Source organism: Legionella brunensis (genome assembly GCF_001467025.1).
GTDB classification, from domain to species: domain Bacteria; phylum Pseudomonadota; class Gammaproteobacteria; order Legionellales; family Legionellaceae; genus Tatlockia; species Tatlockia brunensis.
Map to the genome: position 1 here is coordinate 194,832 of NZ_LNXV01000036.1, position 26,941 is coordinate 221,772.

The window sequence follows — 26,941 nt, forward strand, 5'->3', positions numbered from 1 at the left end:
CAACGCTCCTATTGAAAGTATCGAACAAATCACTGAAAGCATAGAAGCTCTTTTTAAATAAAGTTTAAAAAATTGGCAAACTAGCTTGCTTATTCTGTAAGAACAAGACACATGACTTTGTTATTCACATCCTTAGCTACCATTATCAGTAAAACTTTTGCATGACCAGCATCTTTTACTTTATTCTGCGCGCTCATTTACTTCGATGTAAACTCCGCGAGATGTCTTGTTCTAAAGCAAAATCTACTGGTTATGCAGGAGTTCTAATATCTCCTATACCCCTAAGCTTTTGGCGACAACTTCGCGCAAATCTCTTGATAAATCAAGGGTAACCAATTGATTTAACTCTTCTTTCATCAACTCTTGTCTTTTTAAATCATAACGTCGCCAACGGGTAAAGGGGATTGCTAATCTTGCAGTAATTTGCGGATTTATTTTATCCAACTTTGCTATCATTTCCGTTAAAAATGCATAACCACTCCCATCTTTAGCATGGAAATTTCGTGGATTGGCTTGACAAAAAGATCCAATTAAGGCCCTAACTTTATTGGGATTTTTAATATTAAATGCAGGATGTAAGAGCAGAATTCTGACTCTTGTTAAAGTATCTCGTAATTCACTGCTAGCTTGAATTGCAAACCATTTATCTAATACCAGCTCATCTTGTGACCACTGCCTATAAAAATTATCGATGGCCTGTTCCCTTGCGGAATCATGTGCACAATTATTGAGCAAAGCAAAACTGGCAATTTGATCGGTCATTGTCTGAGACTTGATAAATTGCTGCTGACATAAGCTTAATACGCGTTCTTCGTCAGCTTTCATCATTAGCCATAAACACACATTGCGTAATTGCCTTTGACCATAAGCTTGGGCATGCATAGCGTGATCTTCAATTTGCCACAAACGCTGATAAGTCGCATAGGCTTCTTCAAATAAATGAGTACCTAATTCCACACGAAAAAAATCACGTGCCGCTTCAACAGCATCCACATCAACGGTGGTTAAAGACGCCGCAACCTCTTCAAAAGCAGGAGGCGTCAAAATTTCTGCACGCAAAGCATTGTCAAGGGAATCATCTAATAAAACATGACGATAGGCATCAAGTAATGCATCCGGTATGCGCCATTCTTGTCGAGGACGATTAAAATAATCCTTTATACAATCTAGTGCCAAGCGTTGGGCAGCATCCCATTTAGCAAAACCATCCGACTCAAAACGTAATAAAGCCAATAACTCTTTCTCCGTAGCCTGAGAATGAAGTTTTATTGGTGCAGAAAAATCGCGAAGCAATGAAACAATAGGCTCTTCTTTTAAGTCTGTAAAATTGAATGTTTCTTTAATCTCTCGCAATTCTAAAACCTCTTTTTTAAGAGGCAAAAGTTGGCCGTCAGCTGCAAATAACGCAACTCGAATAGGAATATGAAAAGGTTTTTTATCCGTGCATTCTGGAGTTGCAGGGCAAGACTGCGTCATTGTAAGGGTAAGGTTACCGTTGTTAAAATTCTTAGTCACATGAACTTCTGGAGTTCCTGCTTGGTTATACCAACGCTTAAATTGGGTAAAATCAACTTTATTAGCATCCTCCATGGCGGCAACAAAATCATCAATTGTCACCGCTTGTCCATCATGTCGGTCAAAATATAAATCCATCCCGCGGCGAAATCCTGCCAACCCTAGCAAAGTTTGTTGCATCCGAATAACTTCAGCACCCTTATTGTAAACGGTAGCTGTGTAGAAATTATTAATTTCTTGATAAGACTCAGGTCTGACAGGATGAGCCATTGCACCAGCGTCTTCAGGAAATTGTGTGTTACGCAATACTTTCACATCAAGAATTCGATTCACATCACGTGAATTCATATCACGAGAAAACTCTTGATCACGAAATACCGTTAATCCCTCTTTTAGACTTAATTGGAACCAATCTCGACAAGTAATGCGATTTCCGGTCCAATTATGAAAATATTCATGACCAACAACACCTTCGATGTCAGCAAAATCTTGATCAGTTGCAGTATCAGGGCGCGCCAGAATATATTTGGAGTTAAAAATATTTAACCCCTTGTTTTCCATTGCCCCCATGTTGAAATCGCTCACAGCCACAATCATAAAAATCGCAAGATCATATTCGCGGCCATAGACCTCCTCATCCCAACGCATTGCTCGCTTTAAAGAGGCCATTGCATGGCCACATTTGTCTTCGTTGCCAGGTTCAACATATAATCTTAAATCAACGTTTTTACCTGAGGCTGTAGTAAATTTATCCTTGACACAAGCCAAGTCCCCCGCCACCAAAGCAAAAAGATAAGAGGGTTTTTTGAATGGATCTTGCCATTGCACCCAGTGTCTTCCGCCTGACAAATCCCCTGAACCAATTAAGTTACCATTAGAAAGCAAAACAGGATAAGTCTCCTTATCTGCTGTTATCCTTGTGGTGTAGGGTGCTAGCACATCAGGTCTATCCGGGAAGAAAGTAATACGTCGGAAACCTTCTGCTTCGCACTGGGTACAAAAAAGATGATTGGAGCGGTAAAGACCAGATAATTGCGTATTTTCCTGGGGCCGCACACGAGTTATAATCTTCAACGTCAATTCATCAGGACAATGATTGATAATCAAATCACCCTGTTCTAAGCGATAACTCGCATCATCAAGTTCTTTATCATTCATATGAATGCTGACTAGCTCTAATTCATCCCCATATAGGTGCAAAGCTCCTTCATTTTCACGCTTAAGTTGCAGTTGGCTAGTAATTAATGCATGGTCATCATATAAATCAAAATTGAGCTCGACATTTTTTACCGTAAAAACAGGAGGTTGGTAATTTTTCAAGTAAATGGTAGTGTCTGGCATGGACTTTGCTCCGCTCTTGATATGAATTAAAAAATAATAAAATAATAGTTTGAATTTGTTATTAAATTTCTGACTATAATAAATTTAGATAGTGTCTCGCTTTTACAGGCGAAATGCAAAAATTTGAATAGTAGAAAAAAGCTGAGCTGTTTTTCCCAGTAGGCAGGGATTAGTAAAAGGGGATGACTTATGAATACACATGATTTTTTAGCGGGTTACACCCAACGCTTTGTTGACAACAAAGAGGAGGAATTAACCCTGAATGAATACCTGGAGTTGTGTCGCACTGATCCTGCTGCCTACGCCAATCCAGCTGAGCGCCTTCTAATGGCAATCGGCGAGCCTGAACGCATTGATACTCGCCATGACCCTGTCTTGTCACGACTTTTCTCCAATAAGGTGATTCATCAATATCCTGTTTTTAAAGAATTTTTTGGTATGGAAGAACCTATTGAACAAATTGTAGGCTTTTTAAGGCATTCTGCCCAAGGTCTTGAAGAAACCAAGCAAGTACTTTATCTCTTAGGTCCTGTAGGTGGCGGAAAATCATCTTTAGCCGAAAAATTAAAAGATTTGATGCAAAAAACTCCTTTCTATGCTATTAAAGGTTCTCCCGTATTCGACTCCCCTCTCTCTTTATTTAATCCTGAAGAAGACGGCGAGTTACTTTTTGAACGTTTTGGTATTCCTCCAAGGCATTTACGTTATGTTATGTCTCCTTGGGCGGTAAAGCGTTTACAAGAATTCAATGGTGATATCAGCCAATTTAAAGTAATTAAGGTAAAACCTTCGCGCTTAAAACAGATTGCTATTGCCAAGACTGAACCTGGAGATGAAAACAACCAGGATATTTCTTCTTTAGTCGGTAAAGTTGATATTCGTAAGCTGGAAGAATTCTCGCAAGATGATCCAGATGCCTATAGCTATTCTGGTGGTTTATGTCGAGCAAACCGCGGGTTACTCGAGTTTGTTGAAATGTTCAAAGCCCCCATTAAAGTGCTACATCCTTTATTAACTGCTACCCAAGAAGGTAATTACAACGCAACCGAAGGCTTATCAGCTATTCCCTTTGAGGGCATTATTCTTGCACACTCTAACGAAGCTGAATGGCAATCTTTCCGCAATAATAAAAATAACGAAGCCTTCATTGATCGCATTAACATTGTAAAAGTCCCTTATTGCTTGCGCGTTTCTGAAGAATTAAGGATATATAAGAAGCTAGTGGATCACAGCTCTTTGAAAGAAGCACCTTGTGCCCCAGGAACTTTGGATATGCTTGCACAGTTTTCTGTTTTAACCCGTTTAAAAGAACCACAAAATTCAAGCATCTATTCAAAAATGCGAGTTTATAATGGAGAAAGCTTAAAGGATACCGACCCTAAAGCGAAATCTTATCAAGAGTATCGTGACTTTGCTGGCGTTGATGAAGGTATGAGCGGGATTTCAACACGCTTTGCCTTTAAGATTTTATCAAAGGTATTTAATTTTGATCATACTGAGATTGCAGCTAACCCGGTTCATTTGCTATATGTCCTAGAGCGACAAATTGAGCAAGAACAATTTCCTCAAGAATTGCATGAAAAATATTTGACGTTCATGAAAGAGTACTTAACTCCCAAGTATGTCGAATTTATTGGTAAAGAAATTCAAACTGCTTATCTCGAATCCTATTCTGAATACGGTCAAAATATCTTCGATAGATACATAACTTATGCCGATTTTTGGATTCAGGATCAAGACTACCGTGATCCAGATACCGGAGAAATTTTTGATCGCAGCTCATTAAATTTAGAGTTAGAAAAAATAGAAAAACCGGCAGGTATTTCAAATCCTAAAGACTTCCGTAATGAAGTTGTAAACTTTGTTCTTAGAGCACGGGCAAATAACCATGGCAAAAATCCAGTATGGAATAGCTATGAAAAATTAAAAACCGTGATTGAGAAAAAAATGTTTACTAACACAGAGGATTTATTACCGGTAATCTCTTTTAATGCCAAGGCCTCTGAGGACGATAAGAAAAAACATGAAGAATTTATTGCTCGCATGGTAGACAAAGGTTACACCCGTAAACAAGTGAGATTACTGTGTGAATGGTATTTACGAGTGCGTAAATCACAGTAACTAGCGGGTTGTCTTGCAAATGGCCAGTCTGTCGATGTGTGACTCTTTAAGATTGAGAAAAGCGATAAATAAGGATTCTAGTTATGTCGCAAATTATTGATAGACGGCTAAACGCTGGTAAGAAAAGTACAGTCAATCGCCAGCGTTTTCTTCGTCGCTACAAAAACCAGATTAAACGCGCAGTATCTGATGCCGTCGGTAAACGTAGTATTACCGAAATTGATCAAGGTGAGGAAATCAGCATTCCCGCACGAGATATTTCTGAACCGCGTTTCCATCGTGGAGAAGGCGGACATATAGAACGTGTATTACCCGGGAATGATGAGTTCATGACAGGGGATAGGATTAAACGCCCTTCAGGAGGAGGTGATGGAGGGGGTGGGGGTGGCCAAGCTAGTGATACTGGCGAAGGAGAGGATGAATTTGTCTTTCAACTATCTCGTGAAGAGTTTCTTGATTTGTATTTTGAAGATTTGGAATTACCCGATTTGGTCAAAAAAGAATTGGCCAAAATGACGACTTACAAAACAATACGGGCAGGGGTAACAAGCAGCGGTATCCCGACCAACATTAATGTCGTTCGCTCGATGCGTCAGGCCACAGGACGACGCATGGCTTTAGCTTCACCCTATAAACGTCAGTTACGAGCAGCAGAAGAAGAATTGCAAAGATTAGAAGAAAACCCCAATGCTCAAAAAATTGATATCCTGCGTTTAAAACGAGATATTGAATTTCTGAAGAAAAAAATTAAATCAGTTCCCTTTATCGATACGATTGATTTACGCTACAACAATCGCATTCGTGTTCCCTCCCCTTCGACTCAAGCCGTCATGTTTTGCGTAATGGACGTGTCCGGCTCGATGGATGAAGCTAAAAAAGATATTGCCAAACGATTCTTTATTCTTTTGTACCTGTTTTTGACCAAAAATTATGAAAAAATTGAATTAGTTTTCATTCGTCACCACACTTCAGCCAAAGAAGTTAATGAGGAAGAATTCTTTTATTCCCGGGAAACAGGAGGCACGGTGGTTTCCAGTGCATTGGAATTATTATCCGCTATTATTGAAGCACGCTTTCCACCCTCTGCCTGGAATATTTATGTCGCGCAAGCCTCTGATGGGGATAATTGGAATGCTGACTCACCATACTGTCAGGAGTTGTTGCAAGAAAAAATTATGCCTTTGCTGCAGTATTTTGCCTACATAGAGATTATGCCTCGCCATCATCAGAGTCTTTGGGAAGTCTATCAGCAAATACGTAATAATTATCCTAATTTTGCAATGGAAAATATTGATAACGTGGCAGATATTTATCCTGTTTTTCGCGAATTATTCAAAAGGAAAACCACATGAGAAAAAAGCCTTTATCCACTGGAGCTGAATGGACCTTTGAACTGATTCAAGCCTATGATAAAGAAATTGCTCGTCTGGCTAAGGATTTCAAATTAAATACTTATCCAAATCAGATTGAAATAATCTCAGCAGAACAAATGATGGACGCCTATGCCTCTGTTGGTATGCCTATTGGATATCACCATTGGTCATTTGGCAAGCATTTTGTGGGTGTTGAGAAAAGCTATAAACGGGGGCAGATGGGCTTGGCTTATGAATTAGTGATTAACTCCAATCCTTGTATTTCTTATCTCATGGAAGAAAATACAATGGCAATGCAGGCTTTAGTTATTGCCCATGCTTGTTATGGTCACAACTCTTTTTTTAAGAATAATTATTTATTCAAAATGTGGACCTCAGCAGATGCCATTATTGATTATCTGGTTTTTGCCAGAAACTACATCAGTGAATGTGAGCAACGCTATGGTATTGATGAAGTTGAATCCATTCTCGATGCCTGTCACTCATTAATGAACTATGGAGTTGATCGTTATAAACATCCCGCAAGTTTATCGATTCAAGAAGAGAAAATTCGCCAACAAAACCGCGAAATATATCTGCAGTCACAGGTAAATGAATTGTGGCGTACTATTCCGCAAAGTAAACAGGTTGATGAGAACGGACAAAAAAAACGCTTCCCGGAAGAGCCACAAGAAAATATTCTTTACTTTATTGAAAAAAATGCGCCTTTGTTAAAATCTTGGCAACGAGAAATTGTACGTATTGTTAGGAAAATTGCACAATATTTTTATCCTCAAGGGCAGACCAAAGTAATGAATGAAGGCTGGGCTTGTTTTTGGCATCATACCCTATTAAATGCCCTATACGATGAGGGTTTAGTCACTGATGAGTTTATGTTAGAGATTCTACAGAGCCATACGAATGTGATTATGCAGCCCGCTTTTAACAGCCCTTATTTCTCCGGCATTAATCCTTACACCTTAGGTTATCACATGATGCAAGATATTAAGCGCATTTGCGAAAATCCGACTAAGGAAGACGAAGAATGGTTCCCCTATTTGGTAAATACTGATTGGCTCTCAAGCCTCGATTTAGCAATGAGAAACTTTAAAGATGAAAGTTTTATTGCGCAATATTTATCGCCACGACTAATACGTGAACTTAAGTTATTTTATGTTGTCGATGATGATAGACAACCTGATCTCTTCGTGGGTGCCATTCATAATGAGCAAGGCTATCAAACCATTCGCGAAGCCTTATCCAGACAATACAATCTCGGTTACCTTGAACCTGATATTCAAATCTATTCCGTCGATGTAGAAGGGGATCGCTCTTTAACGTTGCGTTATACGCAACAGAATCGTGTGCCGCTTGGAGAGAGTACTAACGAAGTATTGAAGCATTTGTATACTTTATGGAAATTCCCGGTCGCCATACATGCTGTTGACCCTACCGGACAAATCACTGCTGAATATCATTGTCCTCAATTGCCGAGCAAAAATTTACCCAAAGATAGCCATTAAATGATAATCAGAGCTTGTTAATAAAGGTTATCCATAATCAGAAATGATTATTTTTAATTCAAAACGTCTATGATATAATCATAGAAACACATTTTTTAACTATCATGCCAGGTCCTACTGCAAATAAAGCCGTGCTTGCCAATCCAACAGCTACCCAAGGTTTTGCAGATGCTCTACAAATTGGCTATCAGAATAGGCCAGAGCTCTTCGCACTGAATATTGTATTGCCGTCTTTATTGTATGACCACGTCATAGAAATCGAAGAACGTATTGATGCTCGCGGGAATATTTTACAGCCTTTGAATGAGAGCGATGCAGAAATCGCCATGAATGAAGCTTATGATAAAGGGTATCGGGCAATAGCCATTGTTTTAATGCATGGCTACCGTTATCAGCAACATGAAGCAAAGCTTGAATTACTTGCTAGAAGAATTGGTTTTACCCAAATTTCTGTGAGCCATAAAGTTGCTCCCGTCATGAAATTTGTAGGCCGTGGTGATACCACCGTGGTTGATGCGTATCTTTCTCCAGTATTACAACGCTATATTAGACTCTTGCAAAAAAAACTGCAGCATATCCCGTTATTTTTTATGCAGTCCAATGGTGGATTGGCTAATGCCAAATCCTTTAAAGGAAAGGAAAGTATTTTTTCGGGACCTGCTGGTGGTGTCATTGGCATGGTTAAAACAAGCCAAATGGCCGGTTTTAATAAGGTCATTGGCTTTGATATGGGTGGAACTTCCACCGATGTTTCTCATTTTGCCGGTGACTATGAGCGTCTTTATTCTTGTGAATTTGCCGGTATTCGCTTGCAAACACCAATGATGTTAATTCACACCATTGCCGCAGGAGGCGGTTCTATTCTTCATTTCGATAGCCAACGTTACATTGTCGGTCCGGACTCGGCAGGGGCTAACCCTGGCCCCAGTTGCTATGGTCATAGCGGACCTCTAACCATCACCGATTGCAATGTAATGGTAGGCAAGATTCAAGCAGATTTTTTCCCACAAGTGTTTGGTTTAACGGGAAACCAACCCATTGATGTAGGCATTGTTAACAAAAAATTTTACCAATTAACTCAAGAAATCAATCGTGTTACAGGTGACCAACAAACAGCTGAACAGGTAGCTGAAGGCTATCTCAAGATAGCCATTGAAAATATGGCCAATGCTATTAAAAAAATCTCTGTCCAACGTGGTTATGATGTAAGCCAGTATCTCTTGAATTGCTTTGGAGGGGCAGCAGGGCAACACGCTTGTTTAGTCGCTGATAACTTAAAGATGAAATCTATCTTAATTCATCCTTTAGCAGGTGTTTTATCAGCCTATGGCATAGGCTTGGCAGAAATTAGAGCTCTACGAGAAAGCCCTATTGAAAAACCTTTAAAGCAAGCACTGCTAGCTTCTTTAAAGCTAAAACTCCAAGAGCTCGAGCAGGCTAATCAAAACGAATTAAAAGCACAGGGTGTAATAAAAAGGATGACTCACAAACAACAAATTCATCTACGCTATGAAGGCTCTGATACCATGATCCCTGTGGAGTTCATGTCCATTCAGCGAATGCGAACAGCATTTGTCGCAAAACATCGAAAGCAATTTGGCTTTGCTGCTTTAAAGAAAACTTTAATCGTAGAAGCCATTGCCGTAGAAACCATTGTCGAAAATGATCCCCTTAAAGAGATTGATTATCCTCTTCATCAACGTTCGCGGGAAGAAATTCCTATCAGCAAAACTGTTACTGTTTTTAGTCAGGGGCAGTCTCATCAAGTCCCCATTTATCAACGGCAAAATTTATTAGCCGGGGATTGTATCCAGGGTTTCGCGATTATTAGTGACCCCAACGCAACAACGGTGATTGAAATCGGTTGGCAAGCACAAGTAACGCCCCAAAATTATTTGCTATTAACACGTTATCTGCCTTTCACTAAACAAATTATTCATGCTAATCATGTCAATCCAATTATGTTGGAAGTCTTTAACAATCGCTTTATGAATATCGCTGAGCAGATGGGAGAAGTTCTGCGAAATACAGCAAGCTCTGTCAATATTAAAGAGCGGTTAGATTTCTCTTGTGCGATTTTCGATGAGAAGGGCGAATTAGTAGCTAATGCACCCCATATCCCAGTGCATCTTGGGTCTATGAGTGCAAGTGTTAAAAGTATTATAAAAAATAATTTTAAGGCTATGCATGCCGGGGATGTTTATATGTTAAACGCACCTTATGACGGTGGAACTCATTTACCTGATATTACGGTTATTACGCCTGTGTTTGCTAAAAATGAAGAGAAGTTGCTCTTTCTTTTAGGCTCTCGTGGTCACCACTCTGATATCGGAGGAATTACACCTGGCTCTATACCTGCCACAAGCACCACAATTGAAGAGGAAGGCGTGGTGATTAACAATTTTAAAATAGTTGATAGAGGCCGCTTTCTTGAGCAAGCAGCTTTTAAAGTTTTAACGAAAGGTCCTTATCCTGCACGTAACCCTAAGCAAAATATTGAGGATTTAAAGGCACAAATTGCTGCGAATACTTGTGGTGCTAAAGAATTGTGGGACTTAGTCATGCAATTTGGCTTAGAGGTTGTCGAAGCTTATATGCAATATGTTCGTAGCAATGCCACTTTAGCAGTTAAATAGTTGTTAACAAAACTTAAGGATGGTCAATTTTGCTATGACTTTGATGATGGTAGCCAAGTTTGCGTAAGAATCTCCCTTAATAAGGATAAAACACAAGCCTGTATTGATTTCACCGGAAGTTCACCACAACATCCTGGGAATTTTAATGCTCCGGTGTCCATCTGCCAGGCTGCTGTTTTGTACGTCTTGCGCTGCTTAATTGCAGAAAATATCCCTTTAAATAGCGGCTGTTTCGCCCCTATTGACCTCATTATTCCACCCCGAAGTTTACTAAGCCCCAGTTATCCTGCTGCCGTGGTAGCGGGAAATGTGGAAACATCTCAATGCATTGTGGATGCTTTATTCGGCGCTTTAGGTGTAGTTTCTGCATCCCAAGGTACTTGTAATAATCTTACTTTCGGCAATACTGAGTATCAGTACTATGAAACAATTTGTGGAGGCTCTGGAGCAGGTCCAGGCTTTAATGGCACTTCTGCTGTTCATACTCATATGACCAATACTCATCTTACCGACCCCGAAGTTTTAGAATGGCGCTTTCCTGTCTTGCTGGAAGAATTTTCTATACGAACTGATAGTGGTGGTGCAGGTAAATATCAAGGTGGAAATGGCGTTAGCCGCCGTATTCGCTTTCTAGAATCTATGACTGTCAACATTATCTCCAATCATCGCAAAATTCCTCCCTATGGTTTACAAGGAGGATCCCCTGGAAAAACAGGGGCTAACTGGCTAAAGCGAGCTAATGACGCCATTGAAAACCTTGGTGGCTGCGTGCAAATAGAAATGACAGCGGGGGATGTTCTTATCATCGAAACACCAGGTGGTGGAGGCTACGGCAAGAAACGGTAAAAACCTAATACTCTGCCCCTGAACTGTGGCAAAAAATTTCAAACTTAGGTATACTTTAAAAACAATCTGTACTAAAAATTTGCTGTTATGGACTCTTCGAATACCCAATCCATTTTTGACTCACTTCATGAAATTAAATCTAATTTTGAAGAGTTAATGGGTAAATTTGGCTTGAAATCCCCTGGCGATGTATTGAAGTTTTTTGCTTCAAAAGAAGGCATAGAGATAATTGATCACTTCATTCAAGAAATAGTTCAAAAGCGCAAAGAAGAAGAGATGATTGCCTTGCAATGGCAGGAACAACAAGAAGAAAGAGCCTCTTTATTACATGAACTAGCAGAAGAGGATGAAGCCAAAAAAGAGGACACGCAACATCAAAAACCTAACATTGTTAAACCACCACCAACACCTGAAGAAGGCAAGGATAAATCAAAAGACTCTGCATTAGATAGACGCCTTGCTTCTTTGAATACTGACTTACAAAAAGCTACCGAAGAAAAAAAACAAACCGAAAAAAAATACGAAGAATATGATAAAAATCTTGCCGAAGTTGATAACTTTATTAGTTCTATTGACTCATCCAATCCCAAACTAGCTCTAGAAGCTCAAATCGCACGACTTGAAGGTACAGAAAAAGACCGTGAAAAAAAGGCAAAAAAAATATCCGATATGATTGATAAAGGCAATGTTACGGAGGCAAAAGCAGAACTTGAAAAACTCAAAGCCAAAAACCTTCAAATTGGAACCTTAAAAGACATGCTCGCCGTCGTTAATGACAAAAAAGTAATGTACAACAAAGATGGGAAACAAGTGAATTCCTTTAAGGAGGCTGCTTATATTGTTCCTAAAGATAAACAGCTCGTTAAAGAGGGAGAGGAATTTTATCTCTATGATAAAAATAAAAAAATAGACAAGACTCAAGCACGACAAGACTTTCTTAACAAAGAATCGGAAATGACTTGTGTTAAGGATTTAGTCCAAAATAATCGCACCATAGAAATGTCTGAGTTTGATAGCAAAATAGCAAATTTAAGGGAACAACTGAATGAAGCACAAGAGGAAAAAAACCGTAGTAAGCAAACCCCTCCCATGAGCTCTTTATCAGTGACGTCAGAAATTGCATCAGACACAGGCTTAGAATACTTTAACAAACCCGAAAACAAAGAAAAATCAACAACCATGCAACCACAAGAAGATCCTTTAGACAGCTATAACCTATAACCCAAACTGATAATTGATACCAAAAATAAGATTTAAACGAAACCACCTTTAAGATGGCTTCGTTGTATTTTAATAGTTATTCACTAGCAAGCTCAATTGCGAATGCCAATCCTAATTTGGTGAAATTAGTCATATGCTCAGCACTCAACAAATCCATAGTATCGCGTGAAGAGTGAATGTAAGGATTATGGTCTTCAAAACTTGTCTCGCAAGGGAACGCTGCAGGAATGCCAGCCATCATCCAAGATGCATGATCACTACAACCATAACCACACTTAGAGTAACTTACGGGTACCTTGACGTAAGTTTGAATCAAATCAACCATAAAATTACTCAATGCTTTATCGGTATAATCACGAAAAACCCACATCGTTTGATCGTTCATATCATTACGAAAACCTGTCATATCAAATTGAATAGCCGCTTTAACAGGAATTTCTTTATTTTGAAACTCCTCAACCACATATTGAGAGCCTACTAAACCACGCTCTTCAGCAGCATACCAAATGATATAAATAGGTCGTTTTAATGCGAGATCTGACGCTAAAAGCACACGAGCCATCTCCATAACACTAGAAGACCCACTACCATCATCTCCTGCTCCAGGCATGCGGCCATCAAGCGTATCCATATGAGCACCAATAACAATACCTGGCGCCTTTAAATCTTTCCCAATGACAGTCACCAATGAAGGTTGCTTATACCATCCTGTTTCCACAAAATAGGTACTCGTATCCTTTCGTCCGTATTCTTCCGCTATCCCTTCAAATTGCCCTTTTAACCACTCAGCAACCTCTTTCCCTCGGGTCACCGTTGCTGAGCGATTGTAATAAGAAGTTAGATGAGTCAAGGTATTTATAATATTAGCGGTTTCAACTTTTTCAAGAGCAGCATTTACTGCCTCAGTATGGTTGATTTCATAACTAACATCTGAATATACGGCTGGCTTTATGCTCGACTTTGCCAAAAGCTTTTGAGCGGCATGCTGTTTTGAACTGAAGGTATTAGCACTTAATTGATGACTAACGTTGACGAATCGTCCACAATGGACCTCATCAGCAAATAGCGCAAGTTTATTCATATCTGGCGCGGGAACTTCAATAATTTTAAACGCTTTATTTTCAGCCAACACCTCATAAGCCGAAGACAACTTCGCTGCCAAGCAATGTGGTACTTGCAACTGCTCCATTTGAGGCAGAATAGCCGCTGAGAGTGAGTTAGTTGTCAAAACAAAACCTGCAGACAAACCAACCATCCATTGAGTAAAACGCATTATCGCTCCTTGTTAACGTTGAAAAAATCGTTTTCATGGTACAGAGGATCGAAAACTATGTCACCCTATTTATAGCCACACCATTTATTTTTTTACGTTAATCCTTTTGATGTCAGCAATGATTTTTTTTTGTTCTTCAGGTTATTGATAATCATTTTCATTTGTTATAAAGTTTCATTTCTTTTCGTCTGGTTACTTGGTGAACAATGAAAGCAAAAAAAATCCCTTACTACCTCCTTCTGATACTATTGACCATTGGCGCAAGCCTTATTCTTGGTTTTTTAAGTTTTGGTGGCATGTTTGTATTATGGCCCGTTTTGCCTTTAGCCTTTGGCGCATTCTTTCTTTCTGTTGCTTATGAGGGAGAAATTTATTTACAAAACATCAAAGGCGCTTTAAACAAGCTGTTTTTTAAGCGAGACTATTTAAAGCATCACCTTGCCAATGAATATCTGCTGACCCATTTTCCCGAGGATACGTCTGCCAACGATTGTCCTAAATTTTTTAAGGATTATGAAAAACAATTGCAATTACTGCATCTATTCGATCATAAGCGGCTTGACGAACAAAGCCTTAAGCAGAAAAAACATATCGAGAAAACTCTAAGGAATATGGAAAAATGGTTCACTCGGCAACTCTTTGCCATAAACAAAGATGAGACCAACCTTTCACCTTATGAGAATGAAATAAGAATATGGCTGCAAACACACGAGAAAGAACTCTGGCAAGCTAAATTTGAACAACGTCGTAGTACGTTTAATAAAGTCAAACTTTTTAGTATTCTAGCCGGTCTTTTCATGGGCTTAGGTACCACCTATCTATTAGTAGAAGCCTTTTCTGTTATTCCTGTACTAGCTACTATTCCCTTTACCATGCTGCCGTTTTTTATTGTCCCTATGGCTGTCATTGCTGGTGCTGCTTATGGTTTTTTAACGTTCAATGCAGTAACAGATATGATCAACAATGACACCATTCGCAAATGGTATGACAAGATTCGCAAAGACTTATCAAAAGGTATAAATCCACGTTCTGTTTTTATTGCTCTAACAGCCGTTCTTTTGGTTAGCCTAGCCGTTGCTCTCACCGTTTGTACAGCAGGCACTTGGTGGACTGTGGTAAAAAATACACGCCCACTTTTCAGCTGGATGGGCAAATTACCCAGCTTTGTCATGGGAATTATCAATCCTATCATTACTGGAATGTCTTCATTAGTATTTAACTTACAAAATACGAGTGAATCCTTGGAAATGATTAATCAAGCCACCAAAGCAAAAGGCAGCCTACTAAAGCGTCTTAGTCAATCACTCGCTGAAAGTTGGAGTAATTTAAGAGCAAGAGAAAATTGGCTACAAATTTTTAATCCCGCGCGTATTTTATTAAAACTTACCGTAACTCCTCTTCGTATTCTTTTCTTTTTAGGACACTTAGTCAGTATTGGAGTCACAGCTGATCGCGTCCCAGGGATTCCCGAAATCCTCTCAGCATTACTGGGAATTATCAGTGAAGGCTTTGAAGACGTGCATTACTTTTTTGAGCACAAACATGAAAAACATCATCATAATCACGAAGAAACACAAGAGCACCAAGCCTCTCACACAAAGGATTTATTAAAGGAACGCCTGGCATCTAATCATGGTCATGATCATAGTGTTGATATTCCTACTCGGTTATTGAAAACTTTATTTATCCCCTTATATGCGCTTGCAGCAGCATGGGATAGCTGGGCAAGTAAAAACAACCAAGATACCTCTCGCAAAATCCTGGACTTTAAAAAAGCTTGGGAGAAACAAAATGGACTAGAAGAAATCAGCCATGTCCACTTAACAAGAACCGAGGGTCCTTCCACAACCTGGTCAGCTCAATATGCAATTTTCCGTATCGAACGTTTTAAAGAAAAACATTTAGAAAAAACGCTCTGGAACAAGAATATTGCTGATGAAAAAATAAATGAATTAAATAACTTACAAAAGGACTTGCGTCAAGGTGCCGCGGTGAAAGAGCGTTTAGAAGAGGAGCAGAAAAAAACGGTATACAGCAAACAACGTTTCTTTAACCATCAGGGCGCTAAAACTCATACACAAGCCTTTTTAGAAGAGTTACCTGATCAAATTAGTTCGCCAGCGGCTTAAACTAAACAATGTAAGTTGGCTACAGTCCAACTTACATTTTACTCTTTTGCTCATCCCATGTAGGCCAATCAATATACCCATGCGCCCCTCCGGCATACCATAGCTCTTTGGGGGCTTCATTTAATGGGGCTCTCTTTTGCAAACGAGTGACTAAATCTGGATTACCAATAAAAGCACGACCAAAACAAATCAAGTCTGCCGCATTTTCTTGCCGTGCTTTGATGGCCAAGTCAAAATCATAGCCGTTATTAGCCATATACTGGCCATTAAATAAGCTGCGTAGTGTCGCAAAATTAAAATCAGCAGGAATTTTCCGCGGCCCGATTGTTATCCCCTCGACACAATGAAGATATAGCAGATTAAATGGATTCATTGCTTTGACCACATATGAAAATGTCTCCATGGGTTTACTATCAGCAATGTCATTGGCCGGACTTACCGGTGATAGCCGCACACCTGTTCTTTCGCCTGGCCAAACCATAGCTAGCTCTTCTAACAATTCCAATAGAAACCGAACACGGTTTTGCAAGCTTCCTCCATAACAGTCTGTTCTTTTGTTGGTTTTATCACAAATAAATTGATCAATTAGATAGCCATTTGCCGCGTGCAATTCAATACCATCAAATCCGGCTTGCTTGGCGCATCGGGCCGCATGAACATACTGTTCGATTACCTCTGGAATTTCTACCGTTTCTAAAGCGCGAGGTGTTACTAAATCTTTAAAACCCGTTTCGGTATAGGCTTGTCCCATAGGTTTAATTGCAGAGGGGGCAACCGGAAGTTGATTATCAGGCTGCAAATCGGGATGAGAAATGCGCCCAACATGCCAAAGTTGTGCAAAAATGAGGCCCTTTTTTGCATGGACAGCATCCGTAACCAGCTTCCAGCCAGCTATCTGCTCTTCGGAATAGATACCCGGCGTAAATGCATAGCCCTTGCCTTGTTGCGAAATTTGTGTGGCTTCACTAATAATCAAGCCCGCACTGGCTCTCTGGGCGTAATACTCTGCATTCATAGGTCCTTGTACATCCCCTTTCCCAGCTCTGCTACGAGTTAAGGGAGCCATGATAATTCGATTAGCAAGTGTTAACGAACCAAGCATCGTTGGCAAAAACAAATCACTGGCAGTTATTTCATCAGCACTCATAAATCCTTCTATTGAGACATGCAAAGTAATTACTAACTTACCTTATAGAAAGTACTTATGACAACAAAAGTGCAACTTATATCAATTACTCTAATAGACTTTTTAATCCGGCTAAATGAGATTTAGCTAACGCTTTAGATTTGGCTTCGTTACGCTCACCCGTTTTGCCAAACCACTCCAAACTATCCTGTGGTAATTCATCCAAAAAACGACTCGGCTGACAATCCTGCAGCTCCCCGCCGCGACGGCGTTGTCTTGCCAAGGTTAAACAAAGACCTTTTTGTGCACGTGTGATCCCCACATAGGCTAAGCGACGCTCCTCCTCAATTTGCTCCTCATCAATACTAACGCGATGAGGCAAAAGCTCTTCCTCCATACCAACTAAGTAGACATAAGGAAACTCTAAACCTTTAGACGCGTGTAAGGTCATGAGTTGTAATGTTTCACTATCCTGTTCATCGGATTGCTCAAGAATATCAATAAGAATTAATTTATTAACGACATCTGCTAATTGCTGGGTGGGATCTTTGGCCAGCAAACGTCCTACCCATTCTATAAGCTCCCACACATTATCCATACGCTTTTGGGCTTTTATTGGTGTATCACTTTGCTCATAGACATACGCCTCATAACCACTCTCTTCAATCATTTCACGTAAAACTTCCACCACATTCGCATGCATTAATTGGTGCTTAATTTCCTCTAGCCACTGCTTGAAATGTACCAAAGCAAAGCGAGGTTTCTCAGCAATACGCTCAGTCAATGCTATATGATCCGCACAACCATAAAGGCTTTGCCCCCTTGTTTGCGCATAATGCCCTAATGCATCAAGACTTGTCTCGCCAATACCGCGTTTGGGCGTATTAATTACTCTTAGGAAAGCCGCGTCATCGACTTCATTACACAATAACTTTAAATACGCAAAAATATCTTTAACTTCCGTACGTGCAAACCAAGATTGCCCACCACTAATGCGATAAGGAAGACCATGATGGCGCAAAATCTTTTCAAAAACCCGTGATTGATGGTTACCACGATATAAAATCGCATAATCACCATATTGCGTACGATTTCGCAGCTTATGACTAATTAAATCGGCAACAACCTGCTCTGCTTCATCATTATCATCTTTACACACCAATACTCGTAATAACTCACCATGGCCTAATGCACTCCATAGCTTTTTACTAAAAAGATGCGTGTTATTGGCAATTAGATGATTAGCGACCTGTAAAATTCGTCCTGTTGAACGATAGTTTTGCTCAAGCTTTATCACTTTTAATTGCGGATAATCTTGTTGCAGCTGTGCCAGATTCTCAGGCCTTGCTCCCCGCCAAGCATAAATGGACTGATCATCATCTCCAACCACAGTAAATTGAGCGCGAACACCGGTTAATAATTTTACCAGCAAGTACTGACAAGCATTCGAGTCTTGGTATTCATCCACGAGTAAATACCGGATTTTATTTTGCCATTTATCACGGGCTTGTGTGTTGCTAGTCAGCAAATTGGCTGGCAAACGAATTAAATCGTCAAAATCCACCGCATTATAAGCTTTTAAAGCTTGTTGATAGCCAAGATAAATGCGCGCTATTTCCTCATCAATCGCAAATTCATCGATGCGATTTACTACATCATCTGGACCTAACAAGTCATTTTTCCAACGCGAAATCTGTTGCTGTATCTGCAGTAGGTAATCCCGTTCATTCGCCTTGTTTGCAGATAAAAATCCACGTAAGAGCTGTAGACAATCTTCATTATCAAAAATAGAAAAACCACTCTTTAAACCACACAAAGTCACATTATGCTTAAGGATACTAAGCCCAAGAGTATGGAAGGTGGCTACTTTCAATCCGCGCCGAACAGAAGCGGGCAAAACAGCCGCAACACGAGCACGCATCTCATTCGCAGCCTTGTTGGTAAAGGTGACAGCACAAACGCTATTGGCTGCATAACCACAATCTTCAAGTAAGTAGGCTATTTTTTGTGTTATTACGCGCGTTTTTCCACTCCCAGCGCCTGCAAGGACCAACAAAGGGCCATCGATGTATTTCACTGCTGCCATTTGTTGTGGATTTAACATTTTTTCCTGTTCTCGCGCAAAAAAAGACCATTATCGCGCGGTAAACCAGGGCGTGCAATCTTCTTTATGCTAGAATGAGCAGATTTGAAATTCTATAGGGTTAGAATGAACGAACTAGATTCCTTACAACGCTTTATTTTTGAGCATGCAAGTATTCGTGGTGAAATTGCACATTTACAAGAGGCCTACCAAACCATTATGGAGCAACGTCCATATCCTTCTATGGTAAAAAATTTATTGGGGGAAGCCCTTGTTTCTTGCTTACTCTTAGCAGGAAGTATCAAATTTGAGGGCGATCTATGTTTACAATTCCAAGGTGATAAACGTTTACCTTTGTTGATAGTGCAATGTGATCATCAACTCCATCTAAGAGCTTTTGCCAAATACGAAGAGGATTTGCAAGTCATTGAATATGCAGAAGCCTTTTTGAAGGGACAAATGGTACTAACGATTAATCAATACAATCAAACGCAAGTTTATCAGAGTATTGTTCCCCTCCAATCAACATCAATGAGTGAAAACTTAATGGCCTATTTTGCACAATCAGAGCAAATTGCCAGCCGCGTATGGCTAGCCGTGAATGAAGATAGAGCCGCGGGAATGCTAATCCAATTAATGCCTGGCCAAGATACACAACAGCGGGAGCAATTTTGGGAATACGCCGTGCAACTTGGGCAAACAGTTAGTGAACATGAATTATTAAATTTAGATAACCAGACCTTACTATATAGACTCTATCATGAAACCGAAGTACGCCTCTTTGATAGCCGCATCCCTCGTTTCCAATGTCGTTGTAGTGAAGAAAAAATGAAGCAAGTCTTGACAATTATTGGTGAGGAGGAAGCCAAACAGCTATTGCAAGAACGAGGGCAAATTGAGGTCACTTGCGATTTTTGCAACAAACAATATGTTTTTGACCCGATTGATGTGACAATGTTGTTTCATAAGCCTAGCTAACTTTAAGTAAGAAGGTATTTTAGGCTTGTAATTAGCGGTAAAAAACTTGCAACATAATAGCGCGGAAAATGCCTTCTGTCTTTGATTTTATTGGACTAAATGAATATTTCAGGGCTGATTAGCTACCAACTTTTCTCGAACTAGAGAGTTCCCCTCCAACAATCACTCCTAATTCTGGGGTTTCTGATAGAGTTTCGCGAATAGTTTTAAAGTTATTATTTTTAATGAAGGAATTAAGAACTGGAGTTATATAGGGATTCATTTCACTTTTTAAATCGTAATTTTGAGACAGCTTCCTAATTTTAAGTAAATTGGCAGAGATATCTCTTTCATCATTGGGATTAATATTCGAAATAATATCTTTGATAGTGGCAAGAAGTGATAGAGCCTGGCTATCGTGTAAAATGGGATCATCAAATAATTTAAGAATTGCTTGAATATTGTTGTCCCGATTATCAGGAGGAATCTGCATAATTTGCATTACAGATTTGAATTGTATTTGTTTTGTCCCATAATCTTCAGCAATGGCTAATTGAGGGGGTGCTCTTTCCTGTTTATCATCTTTCGCAACGGCTTGCTCAGCGTTGGTTTTTAATTCTACTTTTTGATGAGCCAGAATATAGCGTTTAGCTAACCTTAACAAATCACGGAAAGTAGGGGCGGGGGTGTAATTATTTTCCATTGCAAGCGTTACATTTTTGCCGTAGGCAGCAACCATTTCAATGGCAGCGGTATAATCTACTCCCTTGTTAACGAGAATGGCTTGCATTTCTTGCGGGGAGTAGGTTGGTAGAAGCGCTTTTGTAAGTCTTCTTGCTAAAGCATTGCCAGGTGCTTGTCGACCAGCCATAGTCACAGGGTTTTGTGTACCGATGACTAAAAATCCAGGTTTGACAGGACGCTTGCCTTCGGGGGTTTTTCCCATTAATAAGTCATTGAGTAACCGCTCCATCATAGGGGAGCTATTAATTTCATCAATCACAACGATGGCACCTTCATCGAAGGCCTTAAGTAATAAATTCTTTTTATCTTCAGCCTGCATACTGACAGGCATACGGTAAAAGGCTTTTTCGGGTATGATGGAGCTATGTGGGAAAATTTCTTGATACCCATGTTCAATTAGCGTGCTCATTACTATTTCACTTTTACCAATACCCGGTTCTCCTTCGAGGACAATTCCACCCAAACCGCCATATTGTTGTGCCGGATTGCTCATGGCTTCACGTCGAACTTGTCGTAAGGTTAATAAATCATCCAGTTGTTGGCGAACAGCCTGGCGGGAATCCGTGAGAAGAAAATCAGATTTTATGGAGGGTGTTTTGCTGGGGGAGTCAGGAATTGGCAATGGGTTTTGTGGTGCAAATTGCTTATTAAATGCTGCGAGATGTTCCTCAGCTACTAGGTTTTTACCCAGTTGATAAGCGTAATGTGCGGCAACGCCACTAAAATCTGCTTTGGGATTTTGCCTGGAATAAGATAAAACCAATAATGCCATCATCTGCAATTCACGTGCTGAAATGCGTACTTCGGTAAGGGAGCTTTCACAAATAAAGCGATAAACCTGCAACAAGGGAAGTGCTATTTTTAATGCCTCAGGTTCCAGTTCAGTTTTTGTAAATATGGGTTTTAAGATAGCCTCATAAATAAATTCTTGAGGCATAGGTTCAAACAATAAAGCATTACCGTGACGTTCAAAAATGGGTGCCAACTGTCGTTCGCCACCATAATTTAATGGGTTACCGGCGAAAACCACTTTGTGTTTATTCGTTAAAGGGTAATATTTTCCATCAATTAAAAGACCGGGAGGTTTATTGAATAGACCTTCAAATTCACTCCATTGACGTCCGCCGATGTTGGCTTCATCAATAAATAAAATCTTGCGTGCATCCGTGGTATCGGTAGCCCAATCAAGCAACCGAGATTCTCCTTGATAAAGCGTATTTTGTTTGTCATTTAAACTTTTCTCAACGAAAGTTGATTTACCAACAGCGGTTAAACCGGTGAGAAAAACGTAAGGCGAGTTATCTAAAATGTCATTGACTGCAGTGAGTCTTCCCTCTACAAATAACGCTGCTTTTTCAGAACTATGGATTGCATCAAATTCAGGAAGTTTAATGGCTGCGGGTAAACCAAGCATTCCTTTCCAGGCATCATCCGTAGATGAAGTAGGATGTTTTTTTTGAAAAGCAAGACGAGCTTGGAGCTTGCTTAATGATTCTTTCTCAAGAAGAGAATCACTGAGTGTGTCTACAAGAGAAGAAGGAAATTCCAGGGCTAATTGTTGTTTCTTATCGGCAACACTCACCTCATGTTTCGAAGGATCGGCATAAGAAAATTGTTCTTCATTCTTGCCATCACTAACAATGACCAAATTACCATTTGCTTCAGCGCCGGAATTCTGCCTTTCAAGAATTAATGGGGCAAGTAGATCAGCCAATTCGCTAGAAAACCTTCCTTTTAAGATAACCTTTTTATTAGCCGCTAAAGCAGTTAAGACGGCTTGTTTTGTTTCACTAAATTCAAAACGTAAGCTTTCTTTATTCAAATGGCCCTTGATGGAAAAAAGTAAATCGGCTGCTTCACATTCGGATACGTCGATAACTTGCCAATCTCTACTGTCTTGAGTGATTTGTGCTACGGTAGTATCCACATCTGTGCTGGTAATGACTTCTGTTTTTGTTAACGATGATTTATTGAAAGAAATAGGTTCACCAGCAGGGTTAAAACGTAAAATCATCTTTACTTCATGTTTTTTGCATTCAAGCAAAAGCATGGCCTGTTCATCATCGTTCAAAAAACGCGTTAAATTGACTATTAATTGTTTTTTCGCATAACTTTCTAAAATTCCGGGACGCTTTTCTAAAATTTGCTGTTGGGCATTGTACTGATATTGATAAAAGAACTGCGATAATCTTGTCGGATTAAGAACCTCAGCATTAGGAATAAATACAGGCGCCATTTTGGGAATTAAATACGGATAACCTTCCGTTTTAAAAAATTGCACCTTCTCTGGGATGTCAATTTTTTGATTGGCATAAGTAATGGTTTTATGAATCTTTATTTGTTGCCACAAGCGAGTAAATTTTTTATCTTCCCACGTGCCATTCTTTATTTCTATTGGCAAATTTGAGGCTAGGGCTTTTTGTAATTCTCCCTCCTGAAAGTAGAGATCATCTTTATCAATGCCCCATCGCCCCAATAATCGCTCTTCCCAATCAGCACTGTGATATAGATCAATAACAAAGGTTTTTTCATCGCTCGTTTTTTCCACGACAGGAGATTCAGGTAGTGCTTCTTCGATGGTTTGTTTTGTTAAAGGACAGATTTCCACTTGGTCAAAGCGCGAATAGAAATCTTCGCCTTGATAACAATCGGGCTTACTGGGATTAATTAAGCCAATGACAAGCGCTTCCTGAGGTAAAGGTGTGCCATCAGCCTGCCGTATTTCATCCAGAAGGCCATTAAAATTAACAATGTCATCGGCATTAAAATTAGCATAATTGACCAAGAGAACCGGCGGATTACTTTTGTCATAATATTGAATAAGAAAGTCATGCAAAGGACCGCCTGGGCCTTTTTGCAATACCCCTTTAATACCTTCACGTTTAACAAAAGGGGCGGAGCACACTAAATCCTCCGGTGAATTGATATAGTAGATGGGACGAGAAATGTTTTTGCAATGAGATTGTAGAGCAAGTTGCAAGGATTCCACCGCCTTATCACTAGGCATTTCAATCAAGCGTTTTTTGTCTGCACCGATGCGTACAAGCTGTTGACAATAAGCCTGCAAAGAAGTAACAGCTGGTTTATTTTTTTGCCAGGTTTCAAGTTGCTTGGTGAAAGTTTTTTCTTGTTCGCTAATCTCATTCATAACCACACGCGAAATTACGGCATCTCCCGTTTTGCGATGAGGATTATTACCCTCATTAATATTTAAGGCCGCAGGATAGCCGCCTAAGTCACAACGAAGCCATTGCTCATTTATTTTTATTTCAGCAAAAGCATGACATTGATTGGTAATAATCCGTACAGGAATCTCTGGGAATTTTTCTTCCATGACGGCTTTAAATACGACTGCCCGGTGGCGACAGGCTCCTTTTCTTTGTTCTTGTAGATAACGTAAATAATCTTGACCTGTTGGCAGGGATTTATCATAGGTCAAAGGGCCAGCTCTAAATTCCTGATTAAAATAATCAACAAGCACGCGGATATTATCTGGTAAAGGAGTCTTTTGATTGGGAATTTTTAAGATAAAATCCAAATTAATTTCTTTCCCTTGATTTTTAGAGCGAATGTAGTACTGGTTATTACTAACAGAATATTGAATTTCGACCGTATCATCGGGAGGATCCACGTGATAGTGAGTCATGGTTTCATTTGCTGCCAGAGAGGGAATTGGTTGCCACTCTTGATTGAGTCTAAATTTTTGTTTGCCATAGAAAAGCTCTTCAGAATTTTCGAGTTTTTCTTCTAATTGCTTTGCTAAATCAAACACATCCTGCGAGCTTGCTTCAATAGCGCAAGTTTTTAAATCCAAAGGTAATTCCTTTTTTAACAAAAAGGCATTGGATAGTGGACAAGACGTTTCAGTTACTTTTAAAGAATCAAAAATATTTAAACGATCATGAGAGGCTGCTGGCAGAGGGTTTAAAGGGTTTATTGGATAAAAGATACGAGAAAAATTAAACTCTTTTTGTGGATCTAAGCGAGTATCGGCATCAACTTGCGCTGTTTTGTAGGCTTGATTAAATTCAGTGGCAGGCGATTTAGAGTTGTTATTGGTCGAGCCAGAAACATTGGATGTGGGGAGACCAACCACCCTAATGTTTTCCAGTTGGCCACGTAATTCCTCATCTGGTTCAACCAAATGAGTTAGGCGGATGGTTTTAAGATTCGTTGCTTTATAGAGAAACTGTTTTAATTGCTCTATCGTAACGGGCAAATCTGAAAAGTCTGCACTTTCTAATACATCTAGGTGATTGTTTTGTAATAATTCCGCAAAAGAATCGTTGCGCTCGTCATTTAAAGATAGGTGGTTTATAAGAGTTGAGCTAGAAAGTAATTGCTGCAAACTTGACGGTGAAACACTACAGTTAGTTAACTGAATTTCACTAAGAACCCTTAAGTCTGTCTGTTTGAAATTTTGAAGAATATCAGGACAATTGCTGAGGGATAATTGTTTTAATTGGGGTGTACTAGATAATAAGTTGTAGATAGATGAAAAATGACATTGATGGAGATTTAGAGAAAGAAGATTGGGAAGTTTTGCCGCAAGTACGCCATCTTTTAGATTGGGGCAATTCGTTAATTTTAGATTTTTTAAATTTGGTGTGCGTTTTAATAAATTTTCTAAATCATTCAAAGATAAATTACTATTGGATATCTCCAACGTTTCAAGTTGATCGAGTTGAATAGAGAGGGAATTATCTCTAAATATATCCTTATATCCACTCACTCGTAATGATTTAAGATTAGGCGCTGCGGAGACTATTTTCCTTATGTTAAAATCACTTACATTACTTCCCGAAAAATTAATTTCTTGTAGTAATGGAAAATCTAGTTTTTTTTCTATATTACTCGTGGAAATCTCTGTATCTGACAAATCCAGTGATCTTAAATTGACAGTTTGCGATAGCAAACTTTCTAAATCTAAAAAAGGAACCTTACATCTTGTTATGTTAAGTACTTCGAGTTTCGGGAAACTAATACTCTGCAGGGGGATAGGATTACTTCCTGTTAGTCTAACCAACTTCAAAACTCTAAGATTTGGAGTACTCGAAATTAATTTTACTAAATTATTCGAACTAATAGAGTTATGCCTCAAACTCAACGAAGCTAGCTCTGACAAGTGTAAATCGTTAAACCTTTCGGTGACCAAGTCTGAAAAAGCATCTAACTCTAGATGTTGAAGCTTAGGTGTGTGAGAAAGTACCCATTCTAAATTAGAGGCAGTCATTACCTCTTCTTCTGAAATTTGAAGCCTCTCAATTTCGTGTAGGTCATTTCGAGTAAAACTTTCCCCTTCTATACTAATTTCCCCTTCATTAATGATTGTAGAGATTTCAGAGGAGTTCAAATATAAATTGCGATACTGAGCAGCATAGGATTGTTCTGGGAAATTCTTTTTCTGCTTCTGTAGATAGGAAATACTGGTCGATGAGAACTCTTGTTGCACAAAGGTGGTAATAGGTGGATTGAAAGGATGAAGAAAAGGTTCGTAAATTTTACGATTACTGAAGGTCATACTCCACACTTGTGAATTGACATAAAAATTACGCGGTTTTGAAGCATTTTCAGTGTCTAATAAACAATCAATCTGATAGTCATCTAAGACATGAATTTGATCGCTAGTTAATTGTAATTGCTTAAGAGCATTGGAAGTAATCGTTTCTTTGTAATCTAAAGTGATTTTTCTTTTTATCTCTTCCTGAGATAAACTAGAAACCGTTTCTTCGTTTAATAGGATAAACTTATCATCTTGCTTAAGGTAAATATCAAAACCATCCTTGATGAGTTCTTTTATTTTTTTCTGCACGAGTTCTGTTTTTTGTATTGACCAACCATGACTTGTCCAATCAGCGAAAATAATGGTTTTCTTTTTTAAATCACTTATAAGTTGATTGCGACGCCAATAGGGTTGACCTTTGATTAATTTGCCTATATGAGGGTTATTGGTAGGAGTATAACCGTAGTAAGTTTCCGAATGTTTCTCCAGGTAATAAAACTCTTTAGGGTACATATTTTCGCCTAAAATTTGATAGACGTATTTATCAAGTATAGGACAAAGCACTTTAGGA

At 39.3% G+C, this 26,941-nt stretch carries 11 protein-coding genes and 1 pseudogene; 7 read left to right on the forward strand and 5 right to left on the reverse strand.

Annotated elements, in window-relative coordinates:
• Positions 1-273 precede the first annotated feature (273 nt).
• Positions 274-2,856 (reverse strand): aminopeptidase N, encoded by a 2,583-nt coding sequence (pepN, locus tag Lbru_RS15165; protein WP_058442966.1) that lies wholly within the window; start codon positions 2,854-2,856, stop codon positions 274-276.
• A gap of 189 nt (positions 2,857-3,045) precedes the next feature.
• On the opposite strand from pepN, the gene Lbru_RS15170 reads away from it, so the two are divergent.
• From Lbru_RS15170 to Lbru_RS15190, 5 genes and pseudogenes are all read left to right on the forward strand, one after another.
• Positions 3,046-4,977, forward strand: a complete 1,932-nt coding sequence (locus Lbru_RS15170; protein WP_058442967.1) for a PrkA family serine protein kinase — start codon at positions 3,046-3,048, stop codon at positions 4,975-4,977.
• Positions 4,978-5,060: 83 nt separating this feature from the next.
• Positions 5,061-6,329: a YeaH/YhbH family protein gene (locus tag Lbru_RS15175; RefSeq protein WP_058442968.1), complete on the forward strand. Its 1,269-nt coding sequence runs from the start codon at positions 5,061-5,063 to the stop codon at positions 6,327-6,329.
• The gene (locus Lbru_RS15180) at positions 6,326-7,852 is read left to right on the forward strand and encodes a SpoVR family protein (RefSeq protein WP_058442969.1); all 1,527 of its coding nucleotides are present in this window, start codon (positions 6,326-6,328) and stop codon (positions 7,850-7,852) included. Before Lbru_RS15175 ends, Lbru_RS15180 begins: the two co-directional genes overlap by 4 nt.
• A gap of 104 nt (positions 7,853-7,956) precedes the next feature.
• Positions 7,957-11,334 (forward strand): annotated as a pseudogene (locus tag Lbru_RS16660) (hydantoinase B/oxoprolinase family protein).
• 87 nt (positions 11,335-11,421) lie between these two features.
• Positions 11,422-12,555, forward strand: coding sequence for a hypothetical protein (locus Lbru_RS15190; protein ID WP_058442970.1), 1,134 nt, complete (start codon positions 11,422-11,424; stop codon positions 12,553-12,555).
• Positions 12,556-12,631: 76 nt separating this feature from the next.
• Here the strand turns inward: Lbru_RS15190 and lapA are convergent, their stop codons facing one another.
• Positions 12,632-13,828 (reverse strand): aminopeptidase LapA, encoded by a 1,197-nt coding sequence (gene lapA / locus Lbru_RS15195; protein ID WP_058442971.1) that lies wholly within the window; start codon positions 13,826-13,828, stop codon positions 12,632-12,634.
• Positions 13,829-14,034: 206 nt separating this feature from the next.
• Between lapA and Lbru_RS15200 the strand changes: the two genes are divergently transcribed.
• Positions 14,035-15,957, forward strand: coding sequence for a hypothetical protein (locus Lbru_RS15200; RefSeq protein ID WP_058442972.1), 1,923 nt, complete (start codon positions 14,035-14,037; stop codon positions 15,955-15,957).
• A 31-nt stretch (positions 15,958-15,988) separates the two neighbouring features.
• Here the strand turns inward: Lbru_RS15200 and Lbru_RS15205 are convergent, their stop codons facing one another.
• Both Lbru_RS15205 and Lbru_RS15210 read right to left on the reverse strand, forming a co-directional pair.
• Positions 15,989-17,104 (reverse strand): alkene reductase, encoded by a 1,116-nt coding sequence (locus Lbru_RS15205; protein WP_058442973.1) that lies wholly within the window; start codon positions 17,102-17,104, stop codon positions 15,989-15,991.
• Between the two features lie 85 nt (positions 17,105-17,189).
• The gene (locus tag Lbru_RS15210) at positions 17,190-19,187 is read right to left on the reverse strand and encodes a UvrD-helicase domain-containing protein (RefSeq protein WP_058442974.1); all 1,998 of its coding nucleotides are present in this window, start codon (positions 19,185-19,187) and stop codon (positions 17,190-17,192) included.
• A gap of 105 nt (positions 19,188-19,292) precedes the next feature.
• Between Lbru_RS15210 and hslO the strand changes: the two genes are divergently transcribed.
• Positions 19,293-20,144, forward strand: coding sequence for an Hsp33 family molecular chaperone HslO (gene hslO, locus Lbru_RS15215; protein ID WP_058442975.1), 852 nt, complete (start codon positions 19,293-19,295; stop codon positions 20,142-20,144).
• A 118-nt stretch (positions 20,145-20,262) separates the two neighbouring features.
• On the opposite strand, the gene Lbru_RS15220 is transcribed toward hslO, so the two are convergent.
• Positions 20,263-26,883, reverse strand: coding sequence for an AAA family ATPase (locus Lbru_RS15220; protein ID WP_058442976.1), 6,621 nt, complete (start codon positions 26,881-26,883; stop codon positions 20,263-20,265).
• Between the last annotated feature and the right edge of the window lie 58 nt (positions 26,884-26,941).